This is a genomic window from Hyphomonas sp. KY3 (assembly GCF_017309975.1).
GTDB lineage: Bacteria > Pseudomonadota > Alphaproteobacteria > Caulobacterales > Hyphomonadaceae > Hyphomonas.
The window spans coordinates 886,655-911,735 of the sequence record NZ_CP022271.1 but is presented as its reverse complement, the minus strand read 5'-3'; the positions used below and the strand labels follow the sequence as shown (position 1 = coordinate 911,735).

Here is a 25,081-nt window from a genome sequence, read left to right as displayed (position 1 = left end):
AATCGATGAAACCTTTCTCAGGCTGAGACGTAGTCCCGTCGAGCGACTGGAAGGGAATCTGCGTATCCGGACGAAGATCACTGCCCACAGGAATACGCGCTGGCTGAAGCGCTTTCGCCCGCCCCTTCTGTTTGCGCTGGCCGGCGCGGCGCTGGTCTTTGCGACGCCCTACCTACCTCAGTACATCCCTGACGGCTTTGTCTCAGGCGACCGGCTCGAGCGAATGGCAGGGATCAGTTCAGGCGTATTGTTCATCATCGCCTTTGGCTGGCTGGTCGGCACCATTGTCGATGCCTTGATCAAACGCCGTCTGGCTGGCCTGCACCTCGATGCAGAAGACAATCTGGAAGCGCGCAAATCGGCCACGCGGCTAGATGTCGTGCGCCGCGTCTGGATCGTCATTGCCGGAATCGTCACCCTCGCCGCTGCGCTCACTGTCATTCCCGGCGTGAAGCAGATTGGCGTCAGCCTGTTTGCATCGGCCGGAATCGCGGGCATCGCCATCGGCTTGGCGGCCCGTCCCGTACTCAGCAACCTGATCGCCGGACTGCAGATCGCCTTCACCCAGCCGATCCGGCTGGATGACGCCGTCGTCGTCGAAGGTGAATGGGGCTGGATCGAGGAAATCGGCCTCTTCTATGTTGTCATCAAGATCTGGGACTGGCGACGCCTCGTCGTGCCGCTCTCCTATTTCATCGAGACGCCTTTCCAGAACTGGACCCGCAAGAGCGCCTCCATCATCGGCAGCGTCTACTGGACGGTAGATTATCACGCACCCATCGCGCGGATGCGCGAGAAGCTGGAAGATATCTGCAAGTCCACCCCGCTCTGGAATGGCGACGTGGTGAATTTGCAGGTTACCGAAGCCTCGGGCAATTCTGTAACGGTGCGCGGGCTCGCCTCGGCCAGCTCGTCTCCGAAAGCCTGGGACTTGCGTTGCCTGATCCGTGAGCAGATGATCGAATGGCTTCAGGCCGAGCATCCCGAAGCCCTGCCCCGACTGCGCGCTGATACGGATGTAAGATTGCCGGAGGATTTCGGCGGCTTTGCGCCCCAGCAGGGCTAGTCGCTACCAGGGATGGGTCTTGCCTTCAAAGTCCAGGAAGCGCAGCTCGCTTGATGGCCCTGCCGTGGTGATGACCGTGTAGAGACCAGCAGCACTCTGAGCCGGATTGACTGGCGCCTGCTTGCCGCCCATGTCAGTGTTCACCCAGCCCGGATGCAGCGCGAGCAGGGTCACCCCCTTCTCCGCAAGTTCGGGCGCGGCGGCACGCAGGGCCATGTTCAGGCCCGCCTTGGACGTGCGATAAATCAGTCCGAAAGACGCCTGCGTGTTCTCGATGGATCCCATCATGCTGGACAGGCTGGCCGCCATCTTCACATCGCTGGCCGCAATATTGTCCAGGAACGTGTCGATCATTCGGATCGGCGCAATCGTGTTCACCGCCAGCATGTTGGCGAACGCGTCATAATCGAGATCCTTGAACGCAGCGAAACTGCCAATGCCGGCATTGTTGATCAGATAGTCGATGGGCTGGTCGCCGACCGCTTCCTTCAATGCCGCCACCGAAACTGCATCGGTCACTTCGAGCGGATAAACTTTGGCGCCCGTCGCGTTCAGTTCGTTTGAGGTCTCAGGGTCGCGCGCCGTGGCAATCACGTCATGACCTTGAGCGAGAAACTTGCGGACAAGCTCCAGACCGATCCCACGATTTGCACCGGTGATAAGCGTGGTAGTCATAGAAACTCTCCGTCTGGATAGGTCTGGGTATATGGGAACGCGTCGGCAAACGCTGCGACAGGGCCGCTACGAGTCTGGCAAAATGCGGTAGACCGCAGTTGCTTTCATCAGGGGCTTGTCACCTTGGCGGGCCATGCCGCCGGTGAACAGGATCGTGCGAGTTTGCCGGTCAACCTTGGGCTCCAACGTGACATCGGCGCCTTGAGCCGCCTCAGAGGACACGTCGATCGTGACAGAAACCATTTCCACCGGATTGGGAGCGCAGATCGCTTCAGCATCGGCACGTATCGCCGCCATCAGGTCCAGCGCCAGTCGTTCGTCCGGTTTCAGAGTGGTTACGTCTTGCATGTGGTGGAAGCCCTCAATCACTGGCCTTGCACATAGACAGGCCCGTTCCAAAAGAAAAGGGCCAAGCCGGTTGGGGGGAAGAGAGGGAGAACCGACTTGGCCCCATATTGGGAACGTCTTGAGGCAACTGACAGTGTCAGGGGGGTGTCTGCCTGCAAGATACAAGGTTTACGCTCTTCAGTTGGCTTGGTTCCGCGGAAAAGAAAAAAGTTTCGCGCATGAAAAAGCCGCCCTCGCGGCGGCTCATCCAAAGCTTGTCTTTCGAGCCAGATCAGGCGGCTTGGGCCGCGGCTGCGACCGCGTCGAGGTCCGACCCGATGAGGTCACCCAGATGGCCAAAGCCGACCAGGGCGTGGTGCTCGTCCATATAAGTGGAAATACTCGGCAATAGCAGGCCGATGGCCTTGTGGTCCAAACCCAGCTTGTGGAGTTCGGAAATCATGGATTGCGCGACAATGCGCTTGCCGCCGGGCGTCTGTTCGATCAGGCGAGCAATCTCTCCAACCGGGGCGCCGATCGTGCTGCCTGTGCGGGCCGACAGGGCGCGTGCGCCCGGAATGGTCTTGAACATGGCCGTGGCGAAGGGGGAATCCTGACGCTCTGCTGCGTTCAGGACAATGCCGAGGGCTTGTCGGGACGCGTCCTCCGAGAGGCCATTATGCCGGGCGAGGTGTGCTGTAAGATCGTTCAACATGTGCGATGGCACTCCTAGGATTAACGGCTTCGGAATTATCATTAACCCTCATTGTGCTTACCGCTTGGTTACCGGGCGCATTGCTGTGCAAGGCAAATGCGACCAAGAGCGTTAAGATGCATTAGGGCCGGGTAAACAAACCGCCCCAAATCATTTACCTTTGACCCCTCATCCGTACGTCCCAAGGAGTTTTCATGATCCGTATCGGCATACTCGGCGCCGCCAAGATTGGCCCCAAGGCCATCATCGAGCCCGCTGCAAACCGTGATGATTGCGAAATCGTCGCCGTGGCAGCGCGCGACGCGGACAAGGCGCGCACCTATGCCGAAGCGAACGGCATCGCGCATGTTGAGACCGATTACGACGCGCTGGTGCACCGCAAGGATGTCGACCTGATCTACAACGCCCTGCCCCCGCATCGCCATGCCGATCTGACCATCGCCGCGCTGGAAGCTGGCAAGGCGGTATTATGCGAGAAGCCCTTCGCCATGAACTCCGCCGAAGCCACGCGCATGGTCGACGCCGCCAACCGGGCCGGCAAGCCACTGATCGAGGCGTTTCATTATCGCTTCCACCCAGCTTTCCTGCGCGTTCTGGAAATCGTGCGCAGCGGAGACCTCGGCGCGATCAAGACCATGGAGGCGGTGTTCAATGTGTCGATCCCGTATCGCGAGGGCGAGTTGCGCCATACGCTGGAACTCGGTGGAGGCGCATTAATGGATCTGGGCTGCTATTCGGTCCACATGATCCGCACCCTTGCAGACGCAGAACCCGATGTCCTGTCGGCCAGTGCGCAGTGCGACCGGCCCGGTGTTGATATCGGCACCAAGGCACATCTCGGTTTTTCAAGCGGCGCGTCAGCAATTGTGGAATGCAGTATGGCCGAAGATGTGGACCGCGATATCAGGCTCGAAATCGTCTGCAAGGATGGCTGTGTCTCCTTGCTCAACCCGGTACACCCGCATCGCGGCCACCAGATCACCATCCGGCAAGGCGGCCACGAACGCACCGAGACGGCCGACGGCATGATCACCTATGAGCACCAATTGGCCCATGTCATGGACGTGATGGCCGGACGCGCCGTGCCGCTGACCGGTGGCGCCGACGCGATTGGCAACATGGCCGTGATCGACGCAATCTACGCAGCGGCAGGCCTCTCGCCCCGATAAAGCGTCAAGGCTCGCTTGACGCATGAATATACAAAACGTATACGGTATGTATATAATTCATATCGAGGACAAACATGGGTATCGTGAAGATCGACAATGACCTGCATGAAGAAGTCCGGCGGGCGAGCGGGGTCATGTGTCGATCCATCAATGCGCAAGCCGAATTCTGGATTAAAATCGGCCGGCTCGCCGAAGCCAATCCAACGCTCTCCTTCAATGACATTGTGAAGATGCAGCTCGAAGCGGCCGATGCGCCCTTGGCCGACCTGAAGGTCGCCTGACATGGTAAAGACGCCGAGCGAGATCGCGCTGATGCGCATCTCTGGCAAACTGCTGGCATCCGTTTTCGAAATGCTGGACGGGCAGGACCTGGCGGGCATGTCGACGCTACAGGTCAACGATCTGGTCGACCGCTTCATCACCGAAGACCTCGGCGCCCGCCCCGCAAGCAAAGGGCAGTATGGCTTCAAATTCGTCCTGAACTGCTCAATCAATCATGTCGTGTGTCATGGCGTGCCCAGTTCGGATGAGATCATCCGGGATGGCGATATCATCAATCTTGATATCACCCTCGAAAAGAACGGCTTCATCGCGGATTCAAGCAAGACGTACATGGTCGGAAATGTCTCAGCCGCCGCCAAGCGAATTGTTCGGATCGCCGAGACAGCCATGTGGAAAGGCATTGGACAGGTACGTCCCGGCGCGCACCTTGGCGATATCGGTTTTGCGATTGACCGCCATGCCAAGAAAAATGGCTGTTCTGTCGTACGGGAGTATTGCGGGCACGGCATTGGCCGCGAAATGCATGAGGATCCACAGGTTCTCAATTTCGGAAAGCCGAGCACCGGCCTCAAGCTGCGCGAAGGCATGGTCTTCACCATTGAACCCATGATCAATCTGGGCACACGCCAGGTTTCGACCGAGGCTGATGGGTGGACGGTGGTGACCAATGACGGAAAGCTCTCCGCCCAATTCGAGCATACGGTTGCTGTGACGAAAACCGGTGTTGAAGTCCTGACCCTGCGTCCGGGCGAGACGCCCATGCAGGCGCGCCGCGCGTAGTCAATACGGCACAGTCCGGTACAAGCGCATGGCAGGACATGATAGGCTGGCTTGGTCTGAATTTGACCGGGAGCTGATCACATGAAAATCGCAGGCATGGTCTTTGTTATCCTCGGGGCGCTGGCAATCCTCTTCCCGTATGTTGCCGGGCTCTCCTACAATTTCATTCTCGCCTATCTGATCATCTTTGCGGGCGCGGCGCATCTCTGGTGGGCCTGGCGGCCGAGCCTGGAAGGGCGCACGCAGCATTTGCTGCTCGGCCTGCTCTTCCTTGCTGGCGGGATCAGCCTGCTCGTCTTTCCGTGGATCGGGCTCATCTCCTTCACCATCATTCTGGGCGTCTCCTTCCTGGTCCAGGGCGGGGTCCAGCTTGCCCTCGCCTCCAAAAGCCCGCGTCTGCGCGGCAACAGCAAGACCATGCTGATCGTGGCAGGCCTTGCCGGCATCATCGCAGGCGCGCTGATCCTGATCGGCCTGCCCAGCACAGCGGCCTGGGCCATCGGCATATTGGCCGGAATCAACATGCTGTTCTTCGGCGTGGCCCTGCTGGCAATGGACAAGGCCCTGTCGGACCTGTTTGACGACTGACGAGCGCCCTGCGCGGCATCTTGCATGGCGGGCTGGCTCCGTGATATTCGACCCATCTCACAACAGGCGCTGAGCGCGGTCGCGTCACGAAGACGAGGCAACCGCGGCGCAGGATAAGTCCTGTGTGTGCGCCGTTGTCGGCACCCCCCAGGACATTCAGAGCCAGGAGTGCTGACAGATGAAGACCATTATCGAACCCTTCCGCATCAAATCGGTCGAGCCGATCCGCATGACCACGCGAGACGAGCGCGAACGACTGCTGAAAGAGGCGGGCTACAATCTGTTCAAGCTGCATTCGGATGACGTGCTGATCGATTTGCTGACCGATAGTGGCACGTCGGCCATGAGCGCGGCGCAATGGGGCGCGGTGATGACCGGCGATGAGAGCTATGCCGGCGCGCCGAGCTTCTATCGGTTCGAAGCGGCCGTGAAGGATCTGATGGACTTCAAGCACATCATCCCCGCCCATCAAGGGCGCGCTGCGGAGCACCTGCTTTTCTCGCTGATCGCCAAATCCGGTCATCTCATTCCGTCAAACACGCATTTCGACACGACGCGCGGCAATATCGAAGCCGCAGGCGCCGAGGCACTGGACCTGCCCATCGCAGAGGGCAAGATCCCCTCCCTCGACCATCCCTTCAAGGGGAACATGGACCTGGACGCCCTCGCCAAGTTGATGAGTGAGCGCGGCGATGCCGTGCCGTGTGTGATGATGACGATCACGAACAATGCAGGCGGCGGCCAGCCGGTCAGCCTCGCCAATATTCGCGGCGCCGCCGAGATCGCCCATGCGCATGGCAAGCCCTTCTTCATTGATGGCTGCCGGTTCGCCGAGAACGCCTGGTTCATCAAGCTGCGCGAGGACGGGCAGCAGGACCGCTCGATCAAGGAGATCGTGCGCGACACGTTTGACGTGGCCGACGGCATGACAATGAGCGCCAAGAAGGACGCCTTCGCCAATATCGGCGGGTGGCTCGCGCTGAATGATGACGCGCTGGCCGAACAGGCCCGCACGCGGCTGATCCAGACCGAGGGCTTCCCGACCTATGGCGGCCTTGCCGGCCGCGACCTCGACGCGATCGCACAGGGCCTGACCGAGATCGTGGATGAGGATTATCTGCGCTACCGCGTGCGCACCAATGCCTATATCGCCGAACGGCTGGACGCGCTGGGCGTGCCGGTGATGAAGCCGGCGGGCGGGCATGCAGTGTTCGTGGATGCGCGCGAATGGCTGTCACATATCCCGCCGCTGGAATATCCGGGCCATGCGCTCGCCTGCGCGCTTTATGAGGAAGGCGGCATTCGGGGCTGTGAGATCGGGACGGTCATGTTCGGTCGCAAACCGGATGGCACCGAAGAACCCGCCCGGATGGACCTTGTCCGTCTAGCCATGCCGCGCCGCGTCTACACCCAGTCGCATGCGGACTATATCGTCGAAGTGTTCGAGGAACTCGCGAAGCGCAAAGATGACATTCGCGGCCTGAAGATCGTGAAAGAGCCGCCCATGATGCGCCACTTCACGGCGGAGTTTGAAACGCTTTGATCGCAGATTGACTCCTATATAACTAAAGCCTTATATAATTGTAGAATTATATATAGGTGACTCATGATCCATGATATCGCCGCTGCTATCGGTGCCACGAGCCGCATCGTCCGCAAGCGCGAACGCGACGGAAAACCTGCAGAGGCCGTCATCGCGGAACGCACTTACGACACCGGTATCAAGGACCTATGGGATGCGTTGACCAATCCGGAGCGACTGCCGCGCTGGTTCTCTCCCGTTACGGGCGACCTCAAACTCGGCGGGCGCTACCAAGTGGAGGGAAATGCGGGCGGCACCGTGACGGTGTGCGATCCGCCGAAGACGCTTGAACTGACGTGGGAGTTTGGCGGAACGGTCAGCTGGGTGGAGGTCCATTTGCACGCAGTCAGCGAAGATGAAACGCACCTCCAGCTGGTTCACGAGGGCCATATCGATCCGGCATGGGCCGAGAAATATGGCCCCGGCGCCACTGGCGTTGGCTGGGATCTCGGATTACTGGGCCTGCAAACACATATTGCCAGCGGCTGGTCGAAACCTCCGGAAGCCGACATGGAATGGACAAGGACCGACGAATACAAGTTGTTCGTCCGCAAGAGCAGCGCAGGCTGGCGCGACGCATCCGTCGCCGCCGGTAATGATCCGCAGGTTGCAGCCAGCGCTGCAGCGAATACAACGTCTTTCTATCTCGGCGAGGCTCCGCCGGAAGGAGGCTGACCATCATGCATGCCTTTGACGTTCTCGGTGATCAGGTCCGCCGTCGCATTCTCGAGCTGTTGGCGGAAGGCAGCCTGTCGTCAGGCGACATTGTGGACGTGGTCCAGGCCGAATTCGGCATTTCGCAAGCCGGCGTTTCCCAACACCTCAAGGTGCTGCGCGAGAACGGTTTTGCTTCAGTGAAGGCAGAAGGCACGCGGCGAATCTATTCGCTCGGTACAGAGCCATTGAGAGAAGTCGACGACTGGCTAGGCCATTTCCGCGGATTCTGGACGCACAAGCTTGAATCGCTCGCAACAGAGGTGAAGCGCGGAAAAAAACCTCGGGAGCGTTAGGCTTCCTTCGCCATTTCGATCCACTCTTCGACTTCCTCTTCGGCGAGGTAGTCGTCGTCGCGGATCACACGGTCCCCCTGTGGCGTCTGGAGGAATTCACTCGCCAACATGAACAGGGTGCGCGCAGGCGCCTCGGCCAGTTCCTTGCGATTGCGGATGCCCGCGCCGACAAGGATCTGGGCGTCGTGCACGCGCAAGCCCGGCACTTCCATCATCAGGATCGTCTGGTCCTTCCAGTCGTTCAGCGTGTCAATGTCGATGTAGGCCACATCGACGAGGAAGACGGTCTCTTCCGTATCGCAATCCAGCAGGTCACCCACCGTGGTGATCCCCGCGCGCGACAGGCGTTTGGCGGTCTTCTTGCCGATGCTGGGCGCCTCGACCACGGGGGACTCGCGCGTGATGCGGCTGCGGCGGGCGATGTCTCCGGACTCCTCGCCAAGATCATCAGCAAGCGGCGCGGGGACAGCGGCCTCGGGCTCCGGCTCGAACAAGACTTCTTCTGCCTTTGGGGGAGCCTTTTTCTTCGGCGGAGGGGCTTCCTCGGCCAGCGGCGCTTCTGCTTCGGCCGGGCGAAGTGTTTCGTCGGTTGGCGCCGCTTCGACTACAGCCTCCTCGACCGCATCCTCTTCAACAACGGTCGCCTCAGCGGCGATCTCGGCCTCATCCTCGATCAGTGCGGTCAGCAAGCGCTCCTCGACCGCCTTGTTCTTCGAACCTATTGGGCCAATCTCCTGTTTGTTCAGCTCTTTCAGCGGAACGCGCAAAACTTGTTTGGCGTGAAGCTTGCGGATTTCCTTGTCATCATCCGGCAGGGTACGGATGACCTTACCGGTCTTCTGATACTCCTTGTACATCCGCGTCACGGTGCGCTTGTCGGCCGCGTCCGACAGTTTCGCCGTTACCCAGCGCAGCGGAATGTCCAGTGTCTCGATATAGCCCTGAAGGGTGAGATTGGTCTTGGGCGGGCTGACAGCAGCTTCCGCAATACCGCGTGAGAGGATCGCGCCGAATCCGGCCGTGGCATAGGCGACCAGTTCCACGATCGCATCGAACATGGTCTCGTCCAGCCCGGCGGGCGGATCCTTCACGCCGACGTCCAGATCATAATGGTCAATGAAGGTCTGATAGTGGGGATGCGACAGGCGCGCGCCATTGCGGACCATGTCGGCGATGAATCCTGCGCCGTCCGGCACTGGCACATCCGGATAGCCGAGCGTCTCTATGCGGGCATCAATCTTGTCGCGGGATTTGGCGATGCTCCACTCCACCGCCCGGTGCATCGTGCCCTCTTCCTCGGTCTGTCCGGTATGGAAGGGCTGGATCGGATCGGCATAATAATGGCTCAGCACGCCGAACGCATAGGCGGCCTTGCTCCATTGCTTGCGACGGAGATGGTCGACTGTCGTCGCAAACCATTCCATCGCCTTGCCCGGCGCGCCGCCCCACTCCCCTTCGGAAATGTGCAGGACATGGTTGCGGAAATCCTTGAACTTGGAATCCGGCGCCTTGGCCCCTTCGAGCAGGTGCTCGTGGTGAACCAGGAACAGGTCCTTCCACTTGTCGGCCTCCTCCGAGGCTATGAGCGACAGCGCGTCCATCGCGATATAGTGGTGCGTCGAGCGGCACCGATGGCCGCGAATTACTCGTTCGAGCAGAGACATGCCCGTCTCCCTTCCCGCCTGATTCAATCTGGATCAAACGAGAAATGCCTAATGATAGTTACGCCATCATTAACCATTCGCGCGGGAGGGGAAGTTTCTGCTGCGCCTACCGCACCGCAAAATCGGTGGGCTCGGTGCTCTTGCCCTTGGCGTCTTTTTCGCCCTTGGCCTGGCCGTGCTTGTTGGGGCCCATGAAGCCGAAGAGGTGGCCGGCGACCTTGCGCATCTGGATTTCTTCGGAGCCTTCGGTGATGCGGTAGCGGCGGTGGTGGCGGTAGATGTGTTCGAACGGCTTGTGGCGCGAATAGCCCATCCCGCCATGCACCTGCATCGCCCGGTCGGCCGCGTCACAGCAGAGCCGGTTGGCATAGTAGTTACACATCGACACCTTGTCGGAGAGGTAGATCGCGACATCTGGCTTCGACATCTGGTCGATCTCCCACGCCGTCTTGAAGATCAGGAGGCGCAGCATCTCGGCCTGCGTCGCAAGCTCGACCAGCGGGAACTGGATCGCCTGGTTGTGCGACAGCGCCTTGCCGAAGGGCTTGCGCTGGTTGGCATAGTTGATCGCCTCGGTGATGCAGTACATCGCCGCCCCGCAGGAACTCGCCGCCTGGCGGATGCGGTTCTCGTGGACGAAGTGCTGCGCCAGCGCGAGGCCACCTTCAGGCGGGCCGAACACCGCGTCCTCCGGCACCCAGAGGTCCTTGATGTAGAAGCGCGCATGGTCGGTCGGCATGTTGAACGTCCACATGAACTCGTCGATCTCGATAGCCGGGTCCTGAGCAGGCGTGATGAGACAGGTGATGCCTTTTGCGTCGCCATCATTTCCCGAGGTCCGGCAGAACATCATGATGTGGGAGGCCGCATGCATGCCGGTGATCCACATCTTCGAGCCATTGATCAGCCAGCCATCCTTGCCGTCTTTCTTGTGGCGCACCGCGCGGGTTTCCATGTGGGTCGCGTCAGAGCCGTGGTCAGGTTCGGTGAGGCCGAAGCAGGCACGAAATTCCCCTTTCAATGCGGCTTCGGCGAGGTGTTTCTGATCGGGCCGGGCAAAATCCCGCAGCATCAGGATCTGCGGGAAGTTGCCGACGATCGAGTGCTCATTCTGGAGATCATTGTGGAGGCCGAGCCCCTTGCGGGCAAAATGCTCGCGGATGATGGCCATGCCGAGGTTCGAGCCGTCCTGCCCGCCGAACTCCTTCGGCAGGGCATAGCGAAGGTGTCCGGCCTCGTCGGCCAGCTTCCTCGCTTGGCGCAGCAGGTCTTCCCATTCAGGACGCGGCAGGCCGTCATTGTCGAAGTCGGTGCGCGCCCATTCCCGCCGGTGGTCGAAGAAGCGGATATTGTCGTCCTTCTGCTCAAGCGGCTTGATCTTGTCCTCGATGAACTTGTCGAGCACGGTCAGATAGTCTGCGATGTCCTGTGGGATATTGAAATCCATGATGCGGTGTCCTCCTGGCGGTCGCTGCTGTAGCAATCTCTTTTTCCACCTTCGAGACTACCGCACTGAAACCGCGCGGCAATTTATGCCGCCACGGCAGGATTGAAACAAAAATATAATCACTGAACAATTGACTTTTTATTCAATGATCATATTCTGTCTTTACGGTCACCACCGACCGCAACTGCAAGAAGGTTTCCTCCCATGCCGTCTTCCCGCCTCTCTCTTATCGTTGTCGCTGCCGGTCTTGCCGGCCTCGCCTATGCCGCCCCTGCCATGGCCGATCCGACCCAGACTGTGTCAGCAGAAATCCAGTATGATAACAGCGCATTGCACTCTCGTGCTGGGGCCGGAGCCGTTCTGGATTCCCTGCAAATGCAGGCTGATTCCATCTGCCGCTACGATGCCCCTGTCTCGCAGGCACCCCGTGTCGATGATTCGTGCGTCTCGCAGGTTATCGCGCAGGCTGTGAACAAGATTGACCACCCGAAGCTCACCGAAGCCTATGTGTCGCGTTCTGGCCTGAACAGGCGCATTCTGGCTGACGCGAACTAGGCACCAAGGCCAAAAAGGCTGAATGATTGACGTTTTCGTCAGTAATCGCTATTGAGTGCGAACGGACGCTTAGGGTCCGACACTGTTTTGAAGTCCACCCACCGAAAGGTATCCTCCCATGATCCGTTCCGCTCTCACCGCCGCAGCCTTCCTTGCGCTCGGCGCACCAGCTTTCGCCAACACATTCACCTTCGAAACAGCCGCCCCTGTCGACGAAGGCCAGGTCGTGGCCATCGGCACTGTTTGGCTTTGCGAAGGCACTGTCTGCAAAGGCGAACTCGACCGCAAGAAGGCCTCTGTTCGCGATTGCAAGAAGATTGCGAAGAAGGCCGGCGAAATCATCTCCTACGGAAACTCCAATTCCAAGCTGGAAGCAGACGATATTGAAGCGTGCAAGAAGTCCGCACGCTAACGCACTTTCCTGAATAGCAGACCTCTCCTCGGGCCGCTCTGGTGTCATGCCAGGCGGCTCTTTTTTTTGCGCGCAGTGCGAACCCCAGCCGACTTGATGCGTTACCATGAGTAACCAAGAGGAAGGCCATGCCCGCATCACAGAGCGATCCGCTGGAGAACGTACTCGAGACCGCCATTGAAGAAGGTGGCGAAGGCACAATCTCGGTTGGGGATCTGCTCAACATGTTCGGGCACCGATCCTTTGGTCCCATCATCACATTGCTGGGCCTTCTGGTCGTCTTGCCGCCGCTAGGCGGAATACCCGGCCTGCCAGCGGTGATCGGGGTTATCATCCTGCTTTTCAGCATTCAGATTCTGTTCGGCGCCGATCATATCTGGATGCCGTCCTTCGTTGAGAAACGATCCATCGAAACCTCGAAGCTCAAAGAAGCCGAAGACAAGGTGAAACCCTGGCTGGAACGCATTGATCGCACGATCACCGAGCGGCTCGCTTGGGCGACAGGACGTGTGGCCACCTATCTGGCCGCGATCGCGGTTTCCCTGCTCGCTATTCTGATGATCCCTCTGGAACTCGTGCCGTTCGCCGTCGCAGCGCCGGGTGTTGCGATTGTCCTGTTCGGTTTGGCGCTCGTCGCCAAGGATGGCGCGCTGATGCTTGCCGGCTTCGCGGCAACGGCCGCCGCTCTTACCATCACATTCCTGTTTGTCCCGTGGGGACGGGTGGCTGGCTGGTTCTGAGAGTCACCGCTTCAGGTCGCGGGTTGCGCCTCGATGGGTTCCCAGAGTTCGACCTTGCGGCCATCAGGATCCATGATCCAGGCGAACTTTCCATAACTTTCCGTCATGGGCTCGCCTTCCATTTCAACGCCCTCAGCCTTGATTTGCTCAATCATGGCGTCGAGGTCATCCACCATCAGATTCATCATGAAGTCGCTGTCTGAAGGTTTGAAATAGTCGCTTCCTGCCTTGAAGGGCGCCCAGATCGTGCGGGCACCTTGCGGGAATCGTGCAGCAGCATCCGCTTGGGAGAAACTCGCGCCCCCATATTCGTCAATCTGCACACCGAGTACCCGCTTATACCACGCCCGCGTCGCATCCACGTCTCTGCAAAGAAAGAACAGTCCGCCCAACCCAATCACTTTTGCCATGTTTTTCCCCCCACTTGTTCTAATCGGCTAGATCGCCTCCAATGCCTCCGCCAGCATGTCACGCACCTGCCCGGCTACGGCATGGAGTTCCGTGTTCTCAATCGCTTGCATGGACGCGACCGGATCAATCGCACTGATCTCAATGCCGCCATCGACTTCGCGCAGAATGACATTGCAAGGCAGCATCGCACCGACCCTGGGCTCCATCTTGATGGCCTCGAACGCCATGTCCGGATTGCACGCGCCAAGAATGCGGTACCCGGCCATGTCGGCATCCAGCTTCTTCTTCATCGTCGCCTGGACATCAATCTCGGTGAGAACCCCAAACCCCTTGCCAGACAGCGCTGCGCGCGTGCGCTTGTCGGCTTCTTCGAGCGAGATGCCATCCAGTGTGCGGGTGATTGTGTAGGCCATGCCAAACATCTCCAGTAGCGCCTCAAAGGCTAATTGAATTGTGAAGAAACGCAATGCGATCCGGCGGGCCACGGTTCCAATTTCGCCCTGCCAATCGCGCCATGGCCCTGTAAACTGGTAAGCATGACTGATTCTAACTCCCTTCCCGGCGCCGGTTGCGGCGCAGCCATTCGCGATGCGCACGGGCGCCTGTTGCTTATCCAACGTCTCAAGCAACCCGAAGCGGGAGCGTGGGGTCTGCCCGGCGGCAAGATCGATTTTGGCGAACGCGCCGAGGACACCGCCCGGCGCGAAATCGAAGAAGAACTCGGTGTCACCATCGAGCTGACCGGCCTCGCCTGCATTGCCGAGACCATCGACAAGGGTGACGGGAAGCATTGGGTTGCGCCAGTCTATTCTGCGCGCATCGTGTCAGGCGAACCACGTGTCATGGAACCGGAAAAGCATGGCGGATGCGGCTGGTTTGCGCTGGACGACCTGCCAGACCAGATCACCACGCCTGTGAAAGATTATCTCGCCTCTCTGGAGCCGGCTGGCCCCACCGGCTGAAACTGCAAATATGTAGTCATTGTTGCGGCTCGGCTCTAGCAGGCCGGGGCCAGTTGGTGATTATAGCGGCTGTGATTCGACGCATCCGAACCTTGCTGATCTGGCTGGTCCTCGTGGACCTCGCCGCGACGCTTCTTTTCTGGGGCGTCACCCGGCTTTCAGACCAAACTGGCAAATTGGCGGGGGGACGCGGGATCATCTTCTATACAGACAATGTATCCGATGCCTCTGCGCGAGTCGACAAGGGCGTCGCCCTGCTGAAAGCGGGCAAGCTGGACCAATTGAAAGTCGTGGGGGGCCATCGCCCCCAGGAAGGCCGTCTCGGCAGCCAGGAGATGGCCTTGCTCGCGGCGCGCCGGTCCGGCCAGGCCGCGAAGGTCAGCGCCGATGTCGAGAGCCGCGATACGATTTCCGGCCTGGAAAGCCTCGCCAACACCACCAGCGCCTCGGAGAGTGGGAAGATCGTCTTCATCTCCAATTGCATGCATATCCTGCGCGCCAAGGCCGTCTATGCCAGCCATCCGGGCAAGCAGGCCAAGGCGCTCGCCGCCTGTCCCAATGGCGGGTACAATCCGCTCGATATCTGGCGTCGTGCACATTACGAGGCAGGCGCGTGGGCACTGTTCCTGATGCCGGAAAGCTGGCGGGATGCGATTATTGACCGCCTGCGCGGCGACGAGGACAGCGCCTAGCCCAGCGGTTCGCAGCGACGCTCATATTCCGCAATCGCCTCCGGCATCCATTTCCGGAAATTTTCGGCCCGGGTTTCGGACGCCGGATGCGTGGACATCCACTCCGGTGGACGCTGGCCACCACCAATCTGACCCATCCGCTCCCAAAGATCAGGTGCTTCGCGCGGGTCGTAACAGGCGCGAACCAGTAGATCGAGCCCGATCTTGTCGGCTTCCGTCTCATGCTTGCGCGAATAGGCGAGCATGCCACCCTGGGCCGCGATGCCGAAAGCCTGCATGATGGCGCGCTGTTGAGAGGCGTCCATGTCGCCAAGGCCCACGCCGACAGCGATCTGCCCGAACTGGACGACGCGTTGCTGGCTGACCCGCTCAGCACCATGATGGGCCAGGGCATGGCCAATCTCATGCCCCATCACCACGGCCAGCTTGTCGAGATCGCTGATATCCTCGGCGTCAACCTTGCCATCATAGTTTCCCGTAATGTCGAGAATGCCCGTGTAAATCGCAACATACCCACCCGGCAGGCAGAAAGCGTTCGGCGTATCGGAATCGACGACATAGTAGGTCCAGTCGAATTGGTCGGCGACCGGGGTGAAGGAGGCGCCTTGGCGCAGGAGATCCTGTTCCAGCTCGACTGCGGCGCGCTGGAGGCGTGCGCCAATCTCGCGAACGGCCTGAGTGTATTCCGCCTCCGTGCCTTCGCAATTGTTGCCATCTGCGCACAGGACGTCATTTCCCTGCTGCTGCTCCTGGTTCAGTATCTGGATATAGGACTGCTGGCCCAGCTGCACCTCTTTCTCGATCGGGACGGTGTTCAGTTGCTTGCGGCCCGAGAAAGGCACTTCGGTCTGGTTGGCTTGCCAATACAGAAACAGCAGGAACAAGCCGACAAGGATCAGGCTGAACCGGCTGCGCAAGAGGCCACCAATCCCGCTACTGCGGGTCTTGTGGCCATAGGCGTGTCGCGGCAGGCGCATGGGCAATCTCCGTCAAATCTGCTTGGTAAATCGTTTAAACCAAGAAGAACCGCGAGGGAAAGCACGCTTGCACCTTCACGAAACCATGTCGGGACGCTATTTCTGAGGCATGACAGACCAAGCTCCCCCGCCCAAGCTCGAAATTCGCATCATTCCCGTGACGCCGCTGCAACAGAACACGTCGATGATCTGGTCCACAGACACAATGGAAGGCGTCTTCATCGATCCGGGCGGCGAGGTCGACAAATTGATGGGCGCAGCAGAGCAGTTCGGTGTGAAGATCGTCGGCGTCTGGCTGACCCACGGCCACCTGGATCATGCCGGCGCGGCCACCGAAGTGTCGGAGCGCACGGGCTGCCCAATCATTGGCCCCCACGAGGACGATCAGTGGCTGCTGGATGAACTGGAAGCTCAAGGCGCCAAATACGGCATCACTGATGGCCGCAATGTGACTCCGGACAAGTATCTTCATGATGGCGACGAGTTGGAGCTGTCTGGTACGAAATTCGGCGTCGCACACTGTCCGGGCCATACGCCGGGCCATGTTGTGATCTATCAGAAAGAAGGCGCGCTCGCTTTTGTTGGTGACGTCCTGTTCAAGGGCTCCATCGGCCGGACCGATTTCCCGCGCGGGAACCATCAGCAACTGATCGACTCGATTACCGGCAAGCTCTGGCCACTTGGCAATGAAATGCGGTTTGTGCCGGGTCATGGTCCGCTGTCCACTTTTGGCCAAGAGCGTCAAACCAACCCGTTCGTGGCAGATACGACTACCGGATATCAAGGCGCCGCAAAGCAAGATGCAAGCTCGACCGACCAGAAACTTGCCAAGCGTTGGAGCTGACAAGCAAACGGTATTACCATCCCGTAAGCCTCGGAAATCCAACGGAACCAAGCCACCAAGGAGACGTTTCTGACCCGTACACAACGGAAAGGAATGTCTTATGACCGCTTATCTGAAACTCGCCGCTATCGGCGCCAGCGCCTTCGCTCTGGCCGCCTGCACCCAAACTGGCACCACTGAACGCAACGCTGCCTATGGCGCCGCTGCTGGCGCAGCCGCAGGTGCTGTGATTGGCAATAATGTCGGGGATGGTGACGCGCAACGCGGGGCTGCGATTGGCGCCGTTCTGGGCGGCACTGCTGGCGCAGCAAAGGGCTGCACGGAGTCGGAAGACTGCGATATGCCGGGCGTGAAAGACCAGGCTGACGAAAAAGACACCGACCGAGACGGTCGCGCGGACATCTATGACCGCTACCCGAATGACAGCACGCGCTGGTAAGCAGCCGAGGCACTAAAGTGATGGTGAGCCCCGCATCCATTGGATGCGGGGCTTTTTCTTTCGCGGCACAGTTTCGCCGCCAAATCACCCCGGTCTCTCCCCGCCCAAAATCGGAACGCCCTGCGCGACAACGCGTTTCCCTTTTACCTATGTTAAACAGGAGAGACTTCATGGGACGGGTAACGCCCCTTAACAAAACTGCTTCAGACGACCCGTGGATTGCGCCAGATGATCGCGCGATCCGTGAAAGGATCCGCGCCTGGTACAGCTGTTGGCCGCAAGGCCATGCCGACCGAGAAGCCATACCCCTCACAGGCTCTGGGTGTATCCGCCTGCTTAGTGATTTTGGCAGCGACGTCGCGATAAGCAAAAACCTTGCCCAATATCGTCAGCTTTGGCAGCCGGTTTTGGAAGACACGTTCAAGCGCTGGCATATCAGCATCGTATCCGCGATCAATTTGCGCCGCACCCAAGACATGGCCGCCGCAAACTTCTTCACCGAGCTGAGCGGCATCACCCATGAAGACGGGGTGATGAACCAGACGCAGGCAGTTTCTCAGGTCTGGGAGAAAATCACAGGTGGGTGGCACCTGGTTCATGAGCATTCGACGGTCCATAATGGAGCGCTCTGAGCTTGCAGCCTGATCGCCCCGCGACAGTCAATTGCAGCTAATAACGGAAACCCACCCCTTTAGTCTTGCCCCCGCCCCCGACTCCCAGCTATGGAGCAGCCGTTTGGCCGGTAGGAGAAAAGCAACATGCCGAAGCGCACGGATATCCGCTCTATCCTGGTTATTGGTGCCGGTCCGATCATCATCGGGCAGGCTTGCGAATTCGACTATTCCGGCGTGCAGGCGATCAAAGCGCTGAAAAGCGAAGGCTACCGGGTGATCCTGGTCAATTCGAACCCGGCAACGATCATGACCGATCCAGAGCTCGCTGACGCAACCTATATCGAGCCCATCCTGCCGGAAGTTGTCGAAAAGATTATCGAGGCTGAAAAGCCGGATGCCCTGCTCCCGACCATGGGTGGCCAGACCGCACTCAATTGCGCGCTGGACCTCCACTATGCCGGCATCCTCGAAAAGCATGGCGTGGAGCTGATCGGCGCGAAGGCCGAAGCCATCGAGATGGCCGAAGACCGCAAGCTGTTCCGCGAAGCGATGGATCGGCTCGGTCTCGAAAATCCCCGCGCCGCCATCATCGCGTCTCCGAAGAGTGAAGACGGCAAGTATGATCGGATCGAAGGCCTGAAGCGCGCCATGGCCGCGCTGGACGAAGTTGGCCTGCCCGCCATCATCCGCCCGGCCTTCACGCTCGGCGGCACCGGTGGCGGCGTTGCGTACAATGTCGAAGAGTATGAAGAAATTTGTCGGTCCGGTCTTGCTGCCTCCCCCATGGCGCAGATCCTGGTCGATGAAAGCCTGCTGGGCTGGAAAGAATACGAGATGGAAGTGGTCCGCGACACAGCGGACAATGCCATCATTATCTGTGCCATCGAGAATATCGACCCGATGGGCGTCCATACTGGCGACTCCATCACGGTCGCGCCGGCGCTGACGCTGACCGACAAGGAATACCAGGTCATGCGGAACGCCTCGATCGCGGTGCTCCGCGAGATTGGCGTAGAGACGGGCGGATCTAACGTCCAGTTCGCGGTCAACCCCGCGGATGGCCGCCTCGTCGTGATTGAGATGAACCCGCGTGTGTCGCGCTCCTCTGCGCTTGCCTCGAAAGCCACCGGTTTCCCGATTGCCAAGATCGCCGCAAAACTGGCCGTGGGATACACGCTCGATGAACTGGACAATGACATCACAGGTGTCACCCCTGCCTCGTTCGAGCCGACAATTGACTATGTTGTCACCAAGATACCGCGCTTTGCCTTCGAGAAGTACAAGGGCGCCGACCCCGTACTGACCACGGCGATGAAATCCGTCGGCGAAGCCATGGCGATTGGTCGCTCATTCCAGGAAAGTCTGCAGAAGGCCCTGTGCTCATTGGAGACCGGCCTGTCCGGGCTTGATGATATCGCATTCGACACAGAAGCTGATTTGCGCACGGCGCTCGGCGTGCCGACACAGGACCGCTTGCGCGTGGTGGCGCAAGCCCTGCGTCAGGGTCTATCCGTGGACGAAGTTCATCAAATCACCTCTATCGACAAATGGTTCCTGCGCCAGATCGCGGAACTGATGGAGGTTGAAGCTGGCATCCTGAAGGATGGCCTGCCTGACGACCATGAAGGCATGCTGCGCCTGAAGATGCTCGGCTTCTCTGACAAGCGCCTCGGCAAGCTGGCCGGCAAGGGCGAAGCGGAAATCCGCAATGCACGCCACGGCCTCGGCGTGCGCCCGGTCTACAAACGTATCGATACATGCGCAGCCGAGTTTGCCGCGAAGACCCCCTACCTTTACTCCACCTATGAACAGCCCGTGTTCGGCGCCGACGAAGCTGAATGCGAAGCGCTGCCATCAGATCGCAACAAGGCGATCATCCTTGGGGGCGGCCCCAACAGGATCGGTCAGGGCATCGAGTTTGACTATTGCTGCTGTCATGCCGCATTCGCGATGGATGACATCGGCATCGAGTCCATCATGGTCAATTGCAATCCGGAAACGGTGTCCACGGACTATGACACATCTGACCGGCTCTATTTCGAGCCGTTGACGGAAGAACATGTTCTGGAGATTATCCACAAAGAGCAATCGGCCGGCACGCTGAACGGGGTGATCGTACAATTCGGCGGCCAAACGCCGCTGAAACTCGCCAACACGCTTGACCACGAAAACGTGCCAATTCTTGGCACCAGCCCGGCCTCCATCGACCTCGCCGAAGACCGTGAGCAATTTGCAGCCCTGCTCGACGATCTTGGCATCCAGCAAGCACCGTCCCGCACGGCCCGCTCTGTCGAAGAAGCCGAAGTCAAAGCCAACGAGATCGGGTATCCGGTCATGCTGCGACCCTCCTTCGTGCTGGGCGGTCGGGCCATGGAAATCGCCCGCAATGATGAAGACCTGCGCAAATTTGCTGCCGAAGCCCTGAGCGTCGCCAAGGATTCCGGCGATGCGTCGCTATTCATTGACCGATATTTGTCCGATGCGATCGAGGTGGATGTCGACGCGCTGTGCGATGGCAAGAATGTGCACGTCGCCGGCATCATGGAACATATCGAAGAAGCAGGTGTGCATTCGGGCGATTCCGCCTGTGCCCTGCCGCCCTATACGCTTTCGCCTGCACTTCAGGGGCGCCTCGCCGAGCAAACGATTGCCCTTGCCCGCGCATTGAAAGTACGCGGCCTGATCAATATTCAGTTCGCCGTCAAGGATGACGAAATCTACGTGCTGGAAGCCAATCCCCGCGCCAGTCGGACCGTACCATTCGTTGCAAAAGCCGTTGGTGCCCCGATTGCCGGAATTGCGGCCAAGGTAATGGCGGGCATGAGCCTGACAGAATTCGACCTGACCCAGGCCAATCCTCGGCGCGTGGCGGTGAAAGAGGCGGTGTTCCCATTCGCCCGCTTCCCCGGTGTGGACCCGCAACTCGGCCCGGAGATGCGGTCGACCGGCGAAGTCATGGGCTGGGATGATGATTTCGGCATGGCCTTCCTGAAAAGTCAGCTTGGCGTCGGGGTCCATCTTCCAGACTCAGGAACGGTGTTCGTGTCTCTGCGAGATTCCGACAAGAAGGCCATCGTTCCGGCGATTCGAAAGCTTACGGAGTTCGGATTCTCGATCCTCGCCACCGCCGGAACAGCTGCCTTTCTGGAGGCTGAAGGCCTGAAAGTGAGCCGGATCAACAAGGTTCTCGAAGGCCAGCCGCACATTCTGGACGCCATGATCAATGGCAACGTGCAATTGGTTTTCAACACGACCGAAGGTGCAGCATCGCTTGCAGATTCCGCATCCATTCGCCGGACTGCCGTAAACCGCAAGATACCGTATTTCACAACTCTGGCCTCCTCGATTGCCTCGGTGCAGGCCATTGAGAGTATGAAAGACCGGGAAATCTCGGTGCGCGCCTTGCAATCGGCCTGATCAGCCCCACTTGACGCCATTACCAATTAAGACAACGATTTTGCCGCCAACAATAGAGGTGACACAGATGGAACGCATTCCCATGACCGCTGAAGGCCATGCTGCGCTTCAGTCAGAACTTAAGACGCTGAAATCCGTTGAGCGCCCGAATATTATCGCGGCGATCGCGGAAGCGCGTGCGCATGGTGATCTGTCCGAAAACGCTGAATATCACGCTGCCAAGGAGAAGCAGAGCTTCATCGAAGGCCGCATCGCCGAGATCGATGACAAGCTTGCCCGCGCGGACGTGATCGACGTCTCCAAGCTGGGTGGCAGCAAGGTGCGCTTTGGCGCGACTGTGACTCTGATTGATGTCGATACGGAAGAAGAGAGCACGTACAAGATCGTTGGCGAAGACGAAGCCAATGTGAAGGACGGCAAGATCTCCGTCACCTCGCCAATTGCTCGTGCAATGATCGGCAAGGAAGAAGGCGACGAAGCCGAAGTGGCCGCCCCGTCCGGAGCGCGCGCTTACGAAGTTGCCAAGGTCGAGTACCTGTAAATGGCAGAGGCGGGGTCGCTCGGACCATCCGTCTGGGCGGTCTCGGACGGCCGCGCAGGCAATGCCGCTCAGGTTCGCGCAGTGCTGCAGGCACTGGGTGATACGCGGCGGTGGATTCAGATTGCTCACATAAATGGTGAATCGCACCGCTCCGAACCTCTGACTCTGACTCCACGCTTGCCGTGGACCCTGTTGCCTGCGGACAAATGGCCGTCTCCCCTAGCTTCCCTGCCGAAGAATCAGCGCGACCTGCTATCCCCTCCATGGCCAACGATCTGGATTGCTGCGGGCCGTCGTTCAGCTGCCCTGACTCGTGCCGTGCGGGAACTGTCCGGCGGAAAAACGCTGACAGTCCAAATCCTCGACCCAAGGATTCCCTCAGAAAACTTCGACCTTCTGGTCACACCGGCGCATGACGAGACAAACGGCCCGAATGTCATTCAGACGATCGGTTCGCCATCCTATTTTGCCCCTGATCTGATCGAAGATGCGGGCCAATCCTTTGCCGATCTGGCCGACGAGCGCAACAAGAGCGCGATCGTCATTCTGGGGGGGAACTCCCGCACACATACATTTACCGATTCTGCTGCCGAGCGTCTTGAATCCCAGCTTCGCATCCTGGCGGGGCAAGGCTGGCGTCTGCGGATCACAACATCGCGCCGCACGCCTGTGCCGATTGTATCCAGGTTCCGTTCGATGGCGGATGAAGTCGGAGCTCGATTCTGGGCCGGCCCGGAAGATGGCGACAATCCCTATCTTGCATGGTTGGTCTTTTCCGATTGCGCCATCGTGACAGAGGACAGCGCCAACATGCTGTCCGATGCGGCCTGGCATGATCTGCCAATCCACATCGCGCGTCTGGAGGGTCGCTCCAAGAAATTCGACAGCTTGCACCAGAGCCTGATCGATCATGGCGCAGCTCGCTGGTTCGGGGGCACATTGGAAACATGGAGCTATCCAGCATTGCGTGAGGCAGACCGCGTTGCAGATGCAATCGTCGAGAAGCTTCTGGAGCGCCACCCCCAGCCAGACATGGGCGGCGATGGGTCGAAAGTCGCGCCGCCGGATTGGATGGAATGATACTTTGTCGACAGTGGCGGAGCGGTGCAGCATGAAGCTGTTCGCACTCACCCTGCTCGCCATGCTCGCCTTCGCTGCCAATTCGGTGCTCAACCGGCTGGCACTCGCGGGCGAGCTGATTGATCCAGCAAGCTTCGCAGTGATCCGCCTGTTCAGCGGCGCGATCATTCTCGGCCTGATCGTGCTCGCACAGTCTTCGACACGTCCGGCTCTCTTGTCTACAAAGCGGGGGGTCAGCGTCGCCGCCTTGCTCGCTTACATGCTCGGTTTCTCGTTTGCGTACTTGTCGCTCGATACGGGCGTCGGGGCGCTGGTCCTGTTCGGCGGTGTGCAAATCACCATGTTCGCTGGCGCCCTGCTGGCCAGAGAGCACGTCCCGGCCCTGAAATGGATCGGTGCACTCGTGGCGGCAGGTGGCCTGGCTTGGTTTCTTTGGCCGACTGACGCCGCTCCGGTCGACCCAGTGGGCGCGGCGTTGATGGGCATCGCGGCGCTCGGTTGGGGAATCTATTCACTCCTCGGTCGCGGTGCACAAAATGCCACCGAGGATACCGCAGCAAACTTCGCGCTGGCAGCTCCGCTCAGCCTGCTAGGTCTCTTCGCCATCGGGCCAGAGTTGACCCCAGTAGGCGTCTTGCTGGCCTGCCTGTCAGGCATTGTTACGTCTGGGCTCGGTTATGCACTCTGGTACGCTATCCTGCCCCGTATCACCTCAGCCACCGCGGCCATCGCACAACTCAGCGTCCCGATCCTCGCCGCGCTTGGCGGCATCGCGATGCTCGGCGAGGATCTGACACTACGCTTTGCAATTGCCGCGCTGATTGTACTCGGTGGTATCGGGCTGTCCGTGACCGGCGCCCGAAAGCCCCGCTAGGCAGCAACAACCCGCTCATCGGCCGGGATCGGCTTCAGAATAAAGCCGCCGCCCAGAATACGCGTGCTGCCTTCTGCGTCGTAGAGCACGGCGGCCTGGCCACGCGCGACACCCTCTTCCGGATCATCGAACCAGATCACGGGAACGCCATCACTCCACCCCAAACGGGCCGGCACGGGCGGACGCGTGGACCGCACACGGACGAGCACGGGCACCCCTGCATCAGCAGCCGCCTGGAGCGATCCTTCGCCCAGCCAATTGAGTTCTTCCAGCAACAGGCCGGACGTCATCAAGGCTTCACGCGGGCCAACAATGACCCGGCGGTTGGGCGCGTCGATCTTGACCACATAGAGCGGGTCACCCGTCGCAACCCCAAGCCCCCGGCGCTGGCCGATCGTGTAGTGGATCACGCCATTGTGCTGACCGAGCACGCGACCATCAAGATGTTCAATGTCTCCGCCCCGTCCGGCACCCGGACGCAACTTTTCCACAACCGTGGCATAGGAGCCTTCCGGCACGAAACAGATGTCCTGACTGTCCGGCTTGGAAGCCACCGGCAGATTGAACTGATCAGCCAGTTCGCGCACCTGCGTCTTCGGCAGGTCGCCGAGCGGAAAGCGCAGATAGTCCAGCTGCTCTGCCGTCGTTGCGAACAGGAAGTAAGACTGATCACGGCTCGCATCCGCGGCACGGTGAAGCTCCGGCCCATCGTCACCATCCGTGCGGCGGATGTAATGCCCTGTGGCAAGACAATCTGCCCCGAGATCACGGGCGGTTTTCAACAGGTCCGAAAACTTGACCGTCTGGTTACAGCGAATGCACGGAATCGGTGTCGAACCGGCCAGATAGGTATCGGCGAAGTCTTCCATCACCTGCTCGCGGAACTTGGACTCGTAGTCGAGTACATAGTGCGGAATGCCGATCTGGTCGGATACGTTGCGGGCATCATGGATGTCTTGCCCGGCGCAGCAGGCGCCCTTCTTCTCGATGGCAGCGCCATGATCGTAAAGCTGTAGCGTGATGCCAATCACGTCGTAGCCCTGCGCCTTCAGCATGGCGGCCACGACAGAGCTGTCGACTCCGCCCGACATGGCAGCGACGACGCGCGTTTCCGCGGGCGGTTTGGCAAATCCAAGAGAGTTCACACGGCCATCCCAGGCCGGCGGCAATTCATAAGTCATGTCTCACTCCAACCGGGTTAAAGGCCCGGAGCAGTTT

Annotated in this window: 29 protein-coding genes; 20 read left to right on the top strand and 9 right to left on the bottom strand. The window is 59.7% G+C overall.

Translation table 11 applies throughout. From position 1 onward, the window contains the following. Nucleotides 1–223 precede the first annotated feature (223 nt). A complete protein-coding gene (locus CFA77_RS04675; protein ID WP_206992470.1) occupies nucleotides 224–1,066 on the top strand; it encodes a mechanosensitive ion channel family protein in 843 nt (280 codons plus the stop codon). Between the two features lie 3 nt (nucleotides 1,067–1,069). Here the strand turns inward: CFA77_RS04675 and CFA77_RS04670 are convergent, their stop codons facing one another. The 3 genes from CFA77_RS04670 to CFA77_RS04660 form a co-directional block, all read right to left on the bottom strand. Next, nucleotides 1,070–1,741: an SDR family oxidoreductase gene (locus tag CFA77_RS04670; protein WP_206992469.1), complete on the bottom strand. Its 672-nt coding sequence runs from the start codon at nucleotides 1,739–1,741 to the stop codon at nucleotides 1,070–1,072. A gap of 66 nt (nucleotides 1,742–1,807) precedes the next feature. After that, nucleotides 1,808–2,089 carry a hypothetical protein gene (locus CFA77_RS04665; RefSeq protein WP_206992468.1) on the bottom strand — a complete coding sequence of 94 codons (282 nt, stop codon included), beginning with the start codon at nucleotides 2,087–2,089 and terminating at the stop codon, nucleotides 1,808–1,810. Nucleotides 2,090–2,360: 271 nt separating this feature from the next. After that, nucleotides 2,361–2,783, bottom strand: coding sequence for a hypothetical protein (locus CFA77_RS04660; RefSeq protein WP_034812575.1), 423 nt, complete (start codon nucleotides 2,781–2,783; stop codon nucleotides 2,361–2,363). Between the two features lie 194 nt (nucleotides 2,784–2,977). Here CFA77_RS04660 and CFA77_RS04655 point away from each other — a divergent pair, with 194 nt between their 5' ends. From CFA77_RS04655 to CFA77_RS04625, 7 genes are all read left to right on the top strand, one after another. Then, complete coding sequence (locus CFA77_RS04655; protein ID WP_206992467.1) at nucleotides 2,978–3,952, top strand: Gfo/Idh/MocA family protein; 975 nt, start codon at nucleotides 2,978–2,980, stop codon at nucleotides 3,950–3,952. Between the two features lie 74 nt (nucleotides 3,953–4,026). After that, entirely contained in the window at nucleotides 4,027–4,233 is a 207-nt protein-coding gene (locus CFA77_RS04650; RefSeq protein ID WP_034812582.1) for a ParD-like family protein, read from the top strand. 1 nt (nucleotide 4,234) lies between these two features. Next, nucleotides 4,235–5,014, top strand: coding sequence for a type I methionyl aminopeptidase (map, locus tag CFA77_RS04645; RefSeq protein ID WP_206992466.1), 780 nt, complete (start codon nucleotides 4,235–4,237; stop codon nucleotides 5,012–5,014). 81 nt (nucleotides 5,015–5,095) lie between these two features. Then, nucleotides 5,096–5,602 (top strand): HdeD family acid-resistance protein, encoded by a 507-nt coding sequence (locus tag CFA77_RS04640; protein ID WP_206992465.1) that lies wholly within the window; start codon nucleotides 5,096–5,098, stop codon nucleotides 5,600–5,602. A gap of 178 nt (nucleotides 5,603–5,780) precedes the next feature. Further along, nucleotides 5,781–7,145: a tryptophanase gene (locus tag CFA77_RS04635; RefSeq protein ID WP_206992464.1), complete on the top strand. Its 1,365-nt coding sequence runs from the start codon at nucleotides 5,781–5,783 to the stop codon at nucleotides 7,143–7,145. A 63-nt stretch (nucleotides 7,146–7,208) separates the two neighbouring features. Next, nucleotides 7,209–7,859 carry an SRPBCC family protein gene (locus CFA77_RS04630; RefSeq protein WP_206992463.1) on the top strand — a complete coding sequence of 217 codons (651 nt, stop codon included), beginning with the start codon at nucleotides 7,209–7,211 and terminating at the stop codon, nucleotides 7,857–7,859. A 5-nt stretch (nucleotides 7,860–7,864) separates the two neighbouring features. Then, nucleotides 7,865–8,194, top strand: a complete 330-nt coding sequence (locus CFA77_RS04625; protein ID WP_206992462.1) for a helix-turn-helix transcriptional regulator — start codon at nucleotides 7,865–7,867, stop codon at nucleotides 8,192–8,194. Here the strand turns inward: CFA77_RS04625 and CFA77_RS04620 are convergent. Beyond that, on the bottom strand, nucleotides 8,191–9,858 hold the full coding sequence (locus CFA77_RS04620) for a DUF4332 domain-containing protein (protein WP_206992461.1): 1,668 nt from the start codon (nucleotides 9,856–9,858) through the stop codon (nucleotides 8,191–8,193). The two genes, CFA77_RS04625 and CFA77_RS04620, sit on opposite strands and share 4 nt — an antisense overlap. A 106-nt stretch (nucleotides 9,859–9,964) precedes the next feature. Then, entirely contained in the window at nucleotides 9,965–11,305 is a 1,341-nt protein-coding gene (locus CFA77_RS04615; RefSeq protein WP_206992460.1) for an acyl-CoA dehydrogenase family protein, read from the bottom strand. Nucleotides 11,306–11,509: 204 nt separating this feature from the next. Here CFA77_RS04615 and CFA77_RS04610 point away from each other — a divergent pair, with 204 nt between their 5' ends. The 3 genes from CFA77_RS04610 to CFA77_RS04600 all read left to right on the top strand — a co-directional run bounded on the left by CFA77_RS04610 (nucleotide 11,510) and on the right by CFA77_RS04600 (nucleotide 13,012). Then, nucleotides 11,510–11,860, top strand: a complete 351-nt coding sequence (locus CFA77_RS04610) for a UrcA family protein (RefSeq protein WP_206992459.1) — start codon at nucleotides 11,510–11,512, stop codon at nucleotides 11,858–11,860. Between the two features lie 118 nt (nucleotides 11,861–11,978). Then, entirely contained in the window at nucleotides 11,979–12,272 is a 294-nt protein-coding gene (locus tag CFA77_RS04605; RefSeq protein WP_206992458.1) for a hypothetical protein, read from the top strand. A 128-nt stretch (nucleotides 12,273–12,400) separates the two neighbouring features. Then, on the top strand, nucleotides 12,401–13,012 hold the full coding sequence (locus tag CFA77_RS04600) for an exopolysaccharide biosynthesis protein (RefSeq protein WP_206992457.1): 612 nt from the start codon (nucleotides 12,401–12,403) through the stop codon (nucleotides 13,010–13,012). A gap of 11 nt (nucleotides 13,013–13,023) precedes the next feature. Here the strand turns inward: CFA77_RS04600 and CFA77_RS04595 are convergent, their stop codons facing one another. Both CFA77_RS04595 and CFA77_RS04590 read right to left on the bottom strand, forming a co-directional pair. After that, nucleotides 13,024–13,422, bottom strand: a complete 399-nt coding sequence (locus tag CFA77_RS04595; RefSeq protein WP_206992456.1) for a VOC family protein — start codon at nucleotides 13,420–13,422, stop codon at nucleotides 13,024–13,026. Between the two features lie 27 nt (nucleotides 13,423–13,449). Next, on the bottom strand, nucleotides 13,450–13,836 hold the full coding sequence (locus CFA77_RS04590) for a DUF302 domain-containing protein (RefSeq protein ID WP_206993171.1): 387 nt from the start codon (nucleotides 13,834–13,836) through the stop codon (nucleotides 13,450–13,452). A gap of 123 nt (nucleotides 13,837–13,959) precedes the next feature. On the opposite strand from CFA77_RS04590, the gene CFA77_RS04585 reads away from it, so the two are divergent. Both CFA77_RS04585 and CFA77_RS04580 read left to right on the top strand, forming a co-directional pair. After that, entirely contained in the window at nucleotides 13,960–14,385 is a 426-nt protein-coding gene (locus CFA77_RS04585) for an NUDIX domain-containing protein (RefSeq protein WP_206992455.1), read from the top strand. Nucleotides 14,386–14,456: 71 nt separating this feature from the next. Next, the gene (locus CFA77_RS04580) at nucleotides 14,457–15,077 is read left to right on the top strand and encodes an ElyC/SanA/YdcF family protein (RefSeq protein ID WP_206992454.1); all 621 of its coding nucleotides are present in this window, start codon (nucleotides 14,457–14,459) and stop codon (nucleotides 15,075–15,077) included. Here the strand turns inward: CFA77_RS04580 and CFA77_RS04575 are convergent. After that, a complete protein-coding gene (locus tag CFA77_RS04575) occupies nucleotides 15,074–16,054 on the bottom strand; it encodes a M48 family metallopeptidase (protein WP_206992453.1) in 981 nt (326 codons plus the stop codon). The two genes, CFA77_RS04580 and CFA77_RS04575, sit on opposite strands and share 4 nt — an antisense overlap. Nucleotides 16,055–16,163: 109 nt before the next feature. On the opposite strand from CFA77_RS04575, the gene CFA77_RS04570 reads away from it, so the two are divergent. The 7 genes from CFA77_RS04570 to CFA77_RS04540 all read left to right on the top strand — a co-directional run bounded on the left by CFA77_RS04570 (nucleotide 16,164) and on the right by CFA77_RS04540 (nucleotide 23,863). Further along, nucleotides 16,164–16,898: an MBL fold metallo-hydrolase gene (locus CFA77_RS04570; protein ID WP_206992452.1), complete on the top strand. Its 735-nt coding sequence runs from the start codon at nucleotides 16,164–16,166 to the stop codon at nucleotides 16,896–16,898. A 100-nt stretch (nucleotides 16,899–16,998) separates the two neighbouring features. Continuing rightward, a complete protein-coding gene (locus CFA77_RS04565; protein WP_206992451.1) occupies nucleotides 16,999–17,337 on the top strand; it encodes a YMGG-like glycine zipper-containing protein in 339 nt (112 codons plus the stop codon). 170 nt (nucleotides 17,338–17,507) lie between these two features. Then, nucleotides 17,508–17,969, top strand: coding sequence for a nuclear transport factor 2 family protein (locus CFA77_RS04560; protein ID WP_206992450.1), 462 nt, complete (start codon nucleotides 17,508–17,510; stop codon nucleotides 17,967–17,969). Nucleotides 17,970–18,095: 126 nt separating this feature from the next. Then, nucleotides 18,096–21,368, top strand: a complete 3,273-nt coding sequence (gene carB, locus CFA77_RS04555) for a carbamoyl-phosphate synthase large subunit (protein WP_206992449.1) — start codon at nucleotides 18,096–18,098, stop codon at nucleotides 21,366–21,368. Between the two features lie 67 nt (nucleotides 21,369–21,435). Continuing rightward, nucleotides 21,436–21,909, top strand: coding sequence for a transcription elongation factor GreA (gene greA / locus CFA77_RS04550; RefSeq protein ID WP_206992448.1), 474 nt, complete (start codon nucleotides 21,436–21,438; stop codon nucleotides 21,907–21,909). Next, complete coding sequence (locus CFA77_RS04545) at nucleotides 21,910–22,989, top strand: mitochondrial fission ELM1 family protein (protein WP_206992447.1); 1,080 nt, start codon at nucleotides 21,910–21,912, stop codon at nucleotides 22,987–22,989. It abuts the gene before it with no gap. Nucleotides 22,990–23,020: 31 nt separating this feature from the next. Continuing rightward, entirely contained in the window at nucleotides 23,021–23,863 is an 843-nt protein-coding gene (locus CFA77_RS04540; protein ID WP_206992446.1) for a DMT family transporter, read from the top strand. Here the strand turns inward: CFA77_RS04540 and mnmA are convergent. Next, complete coding sequence (mnmA, locus tag CFA77_RS04535) at nucleotides 23,860–25,044, bottom strand: tRNA 2-thiouridine(34) synthase MnmA (protein WP_034812624.1); 1,185 nt, start codon at nucleotides 25,042–25,044, stop codon at nucleotides 23,860–23,862. The genes CFA77_RS04540 and mnmA overlap by 4 nt on opposite strands. Nucleotides 25,045–25,081 lie beyond the last annotated feature (37 nt).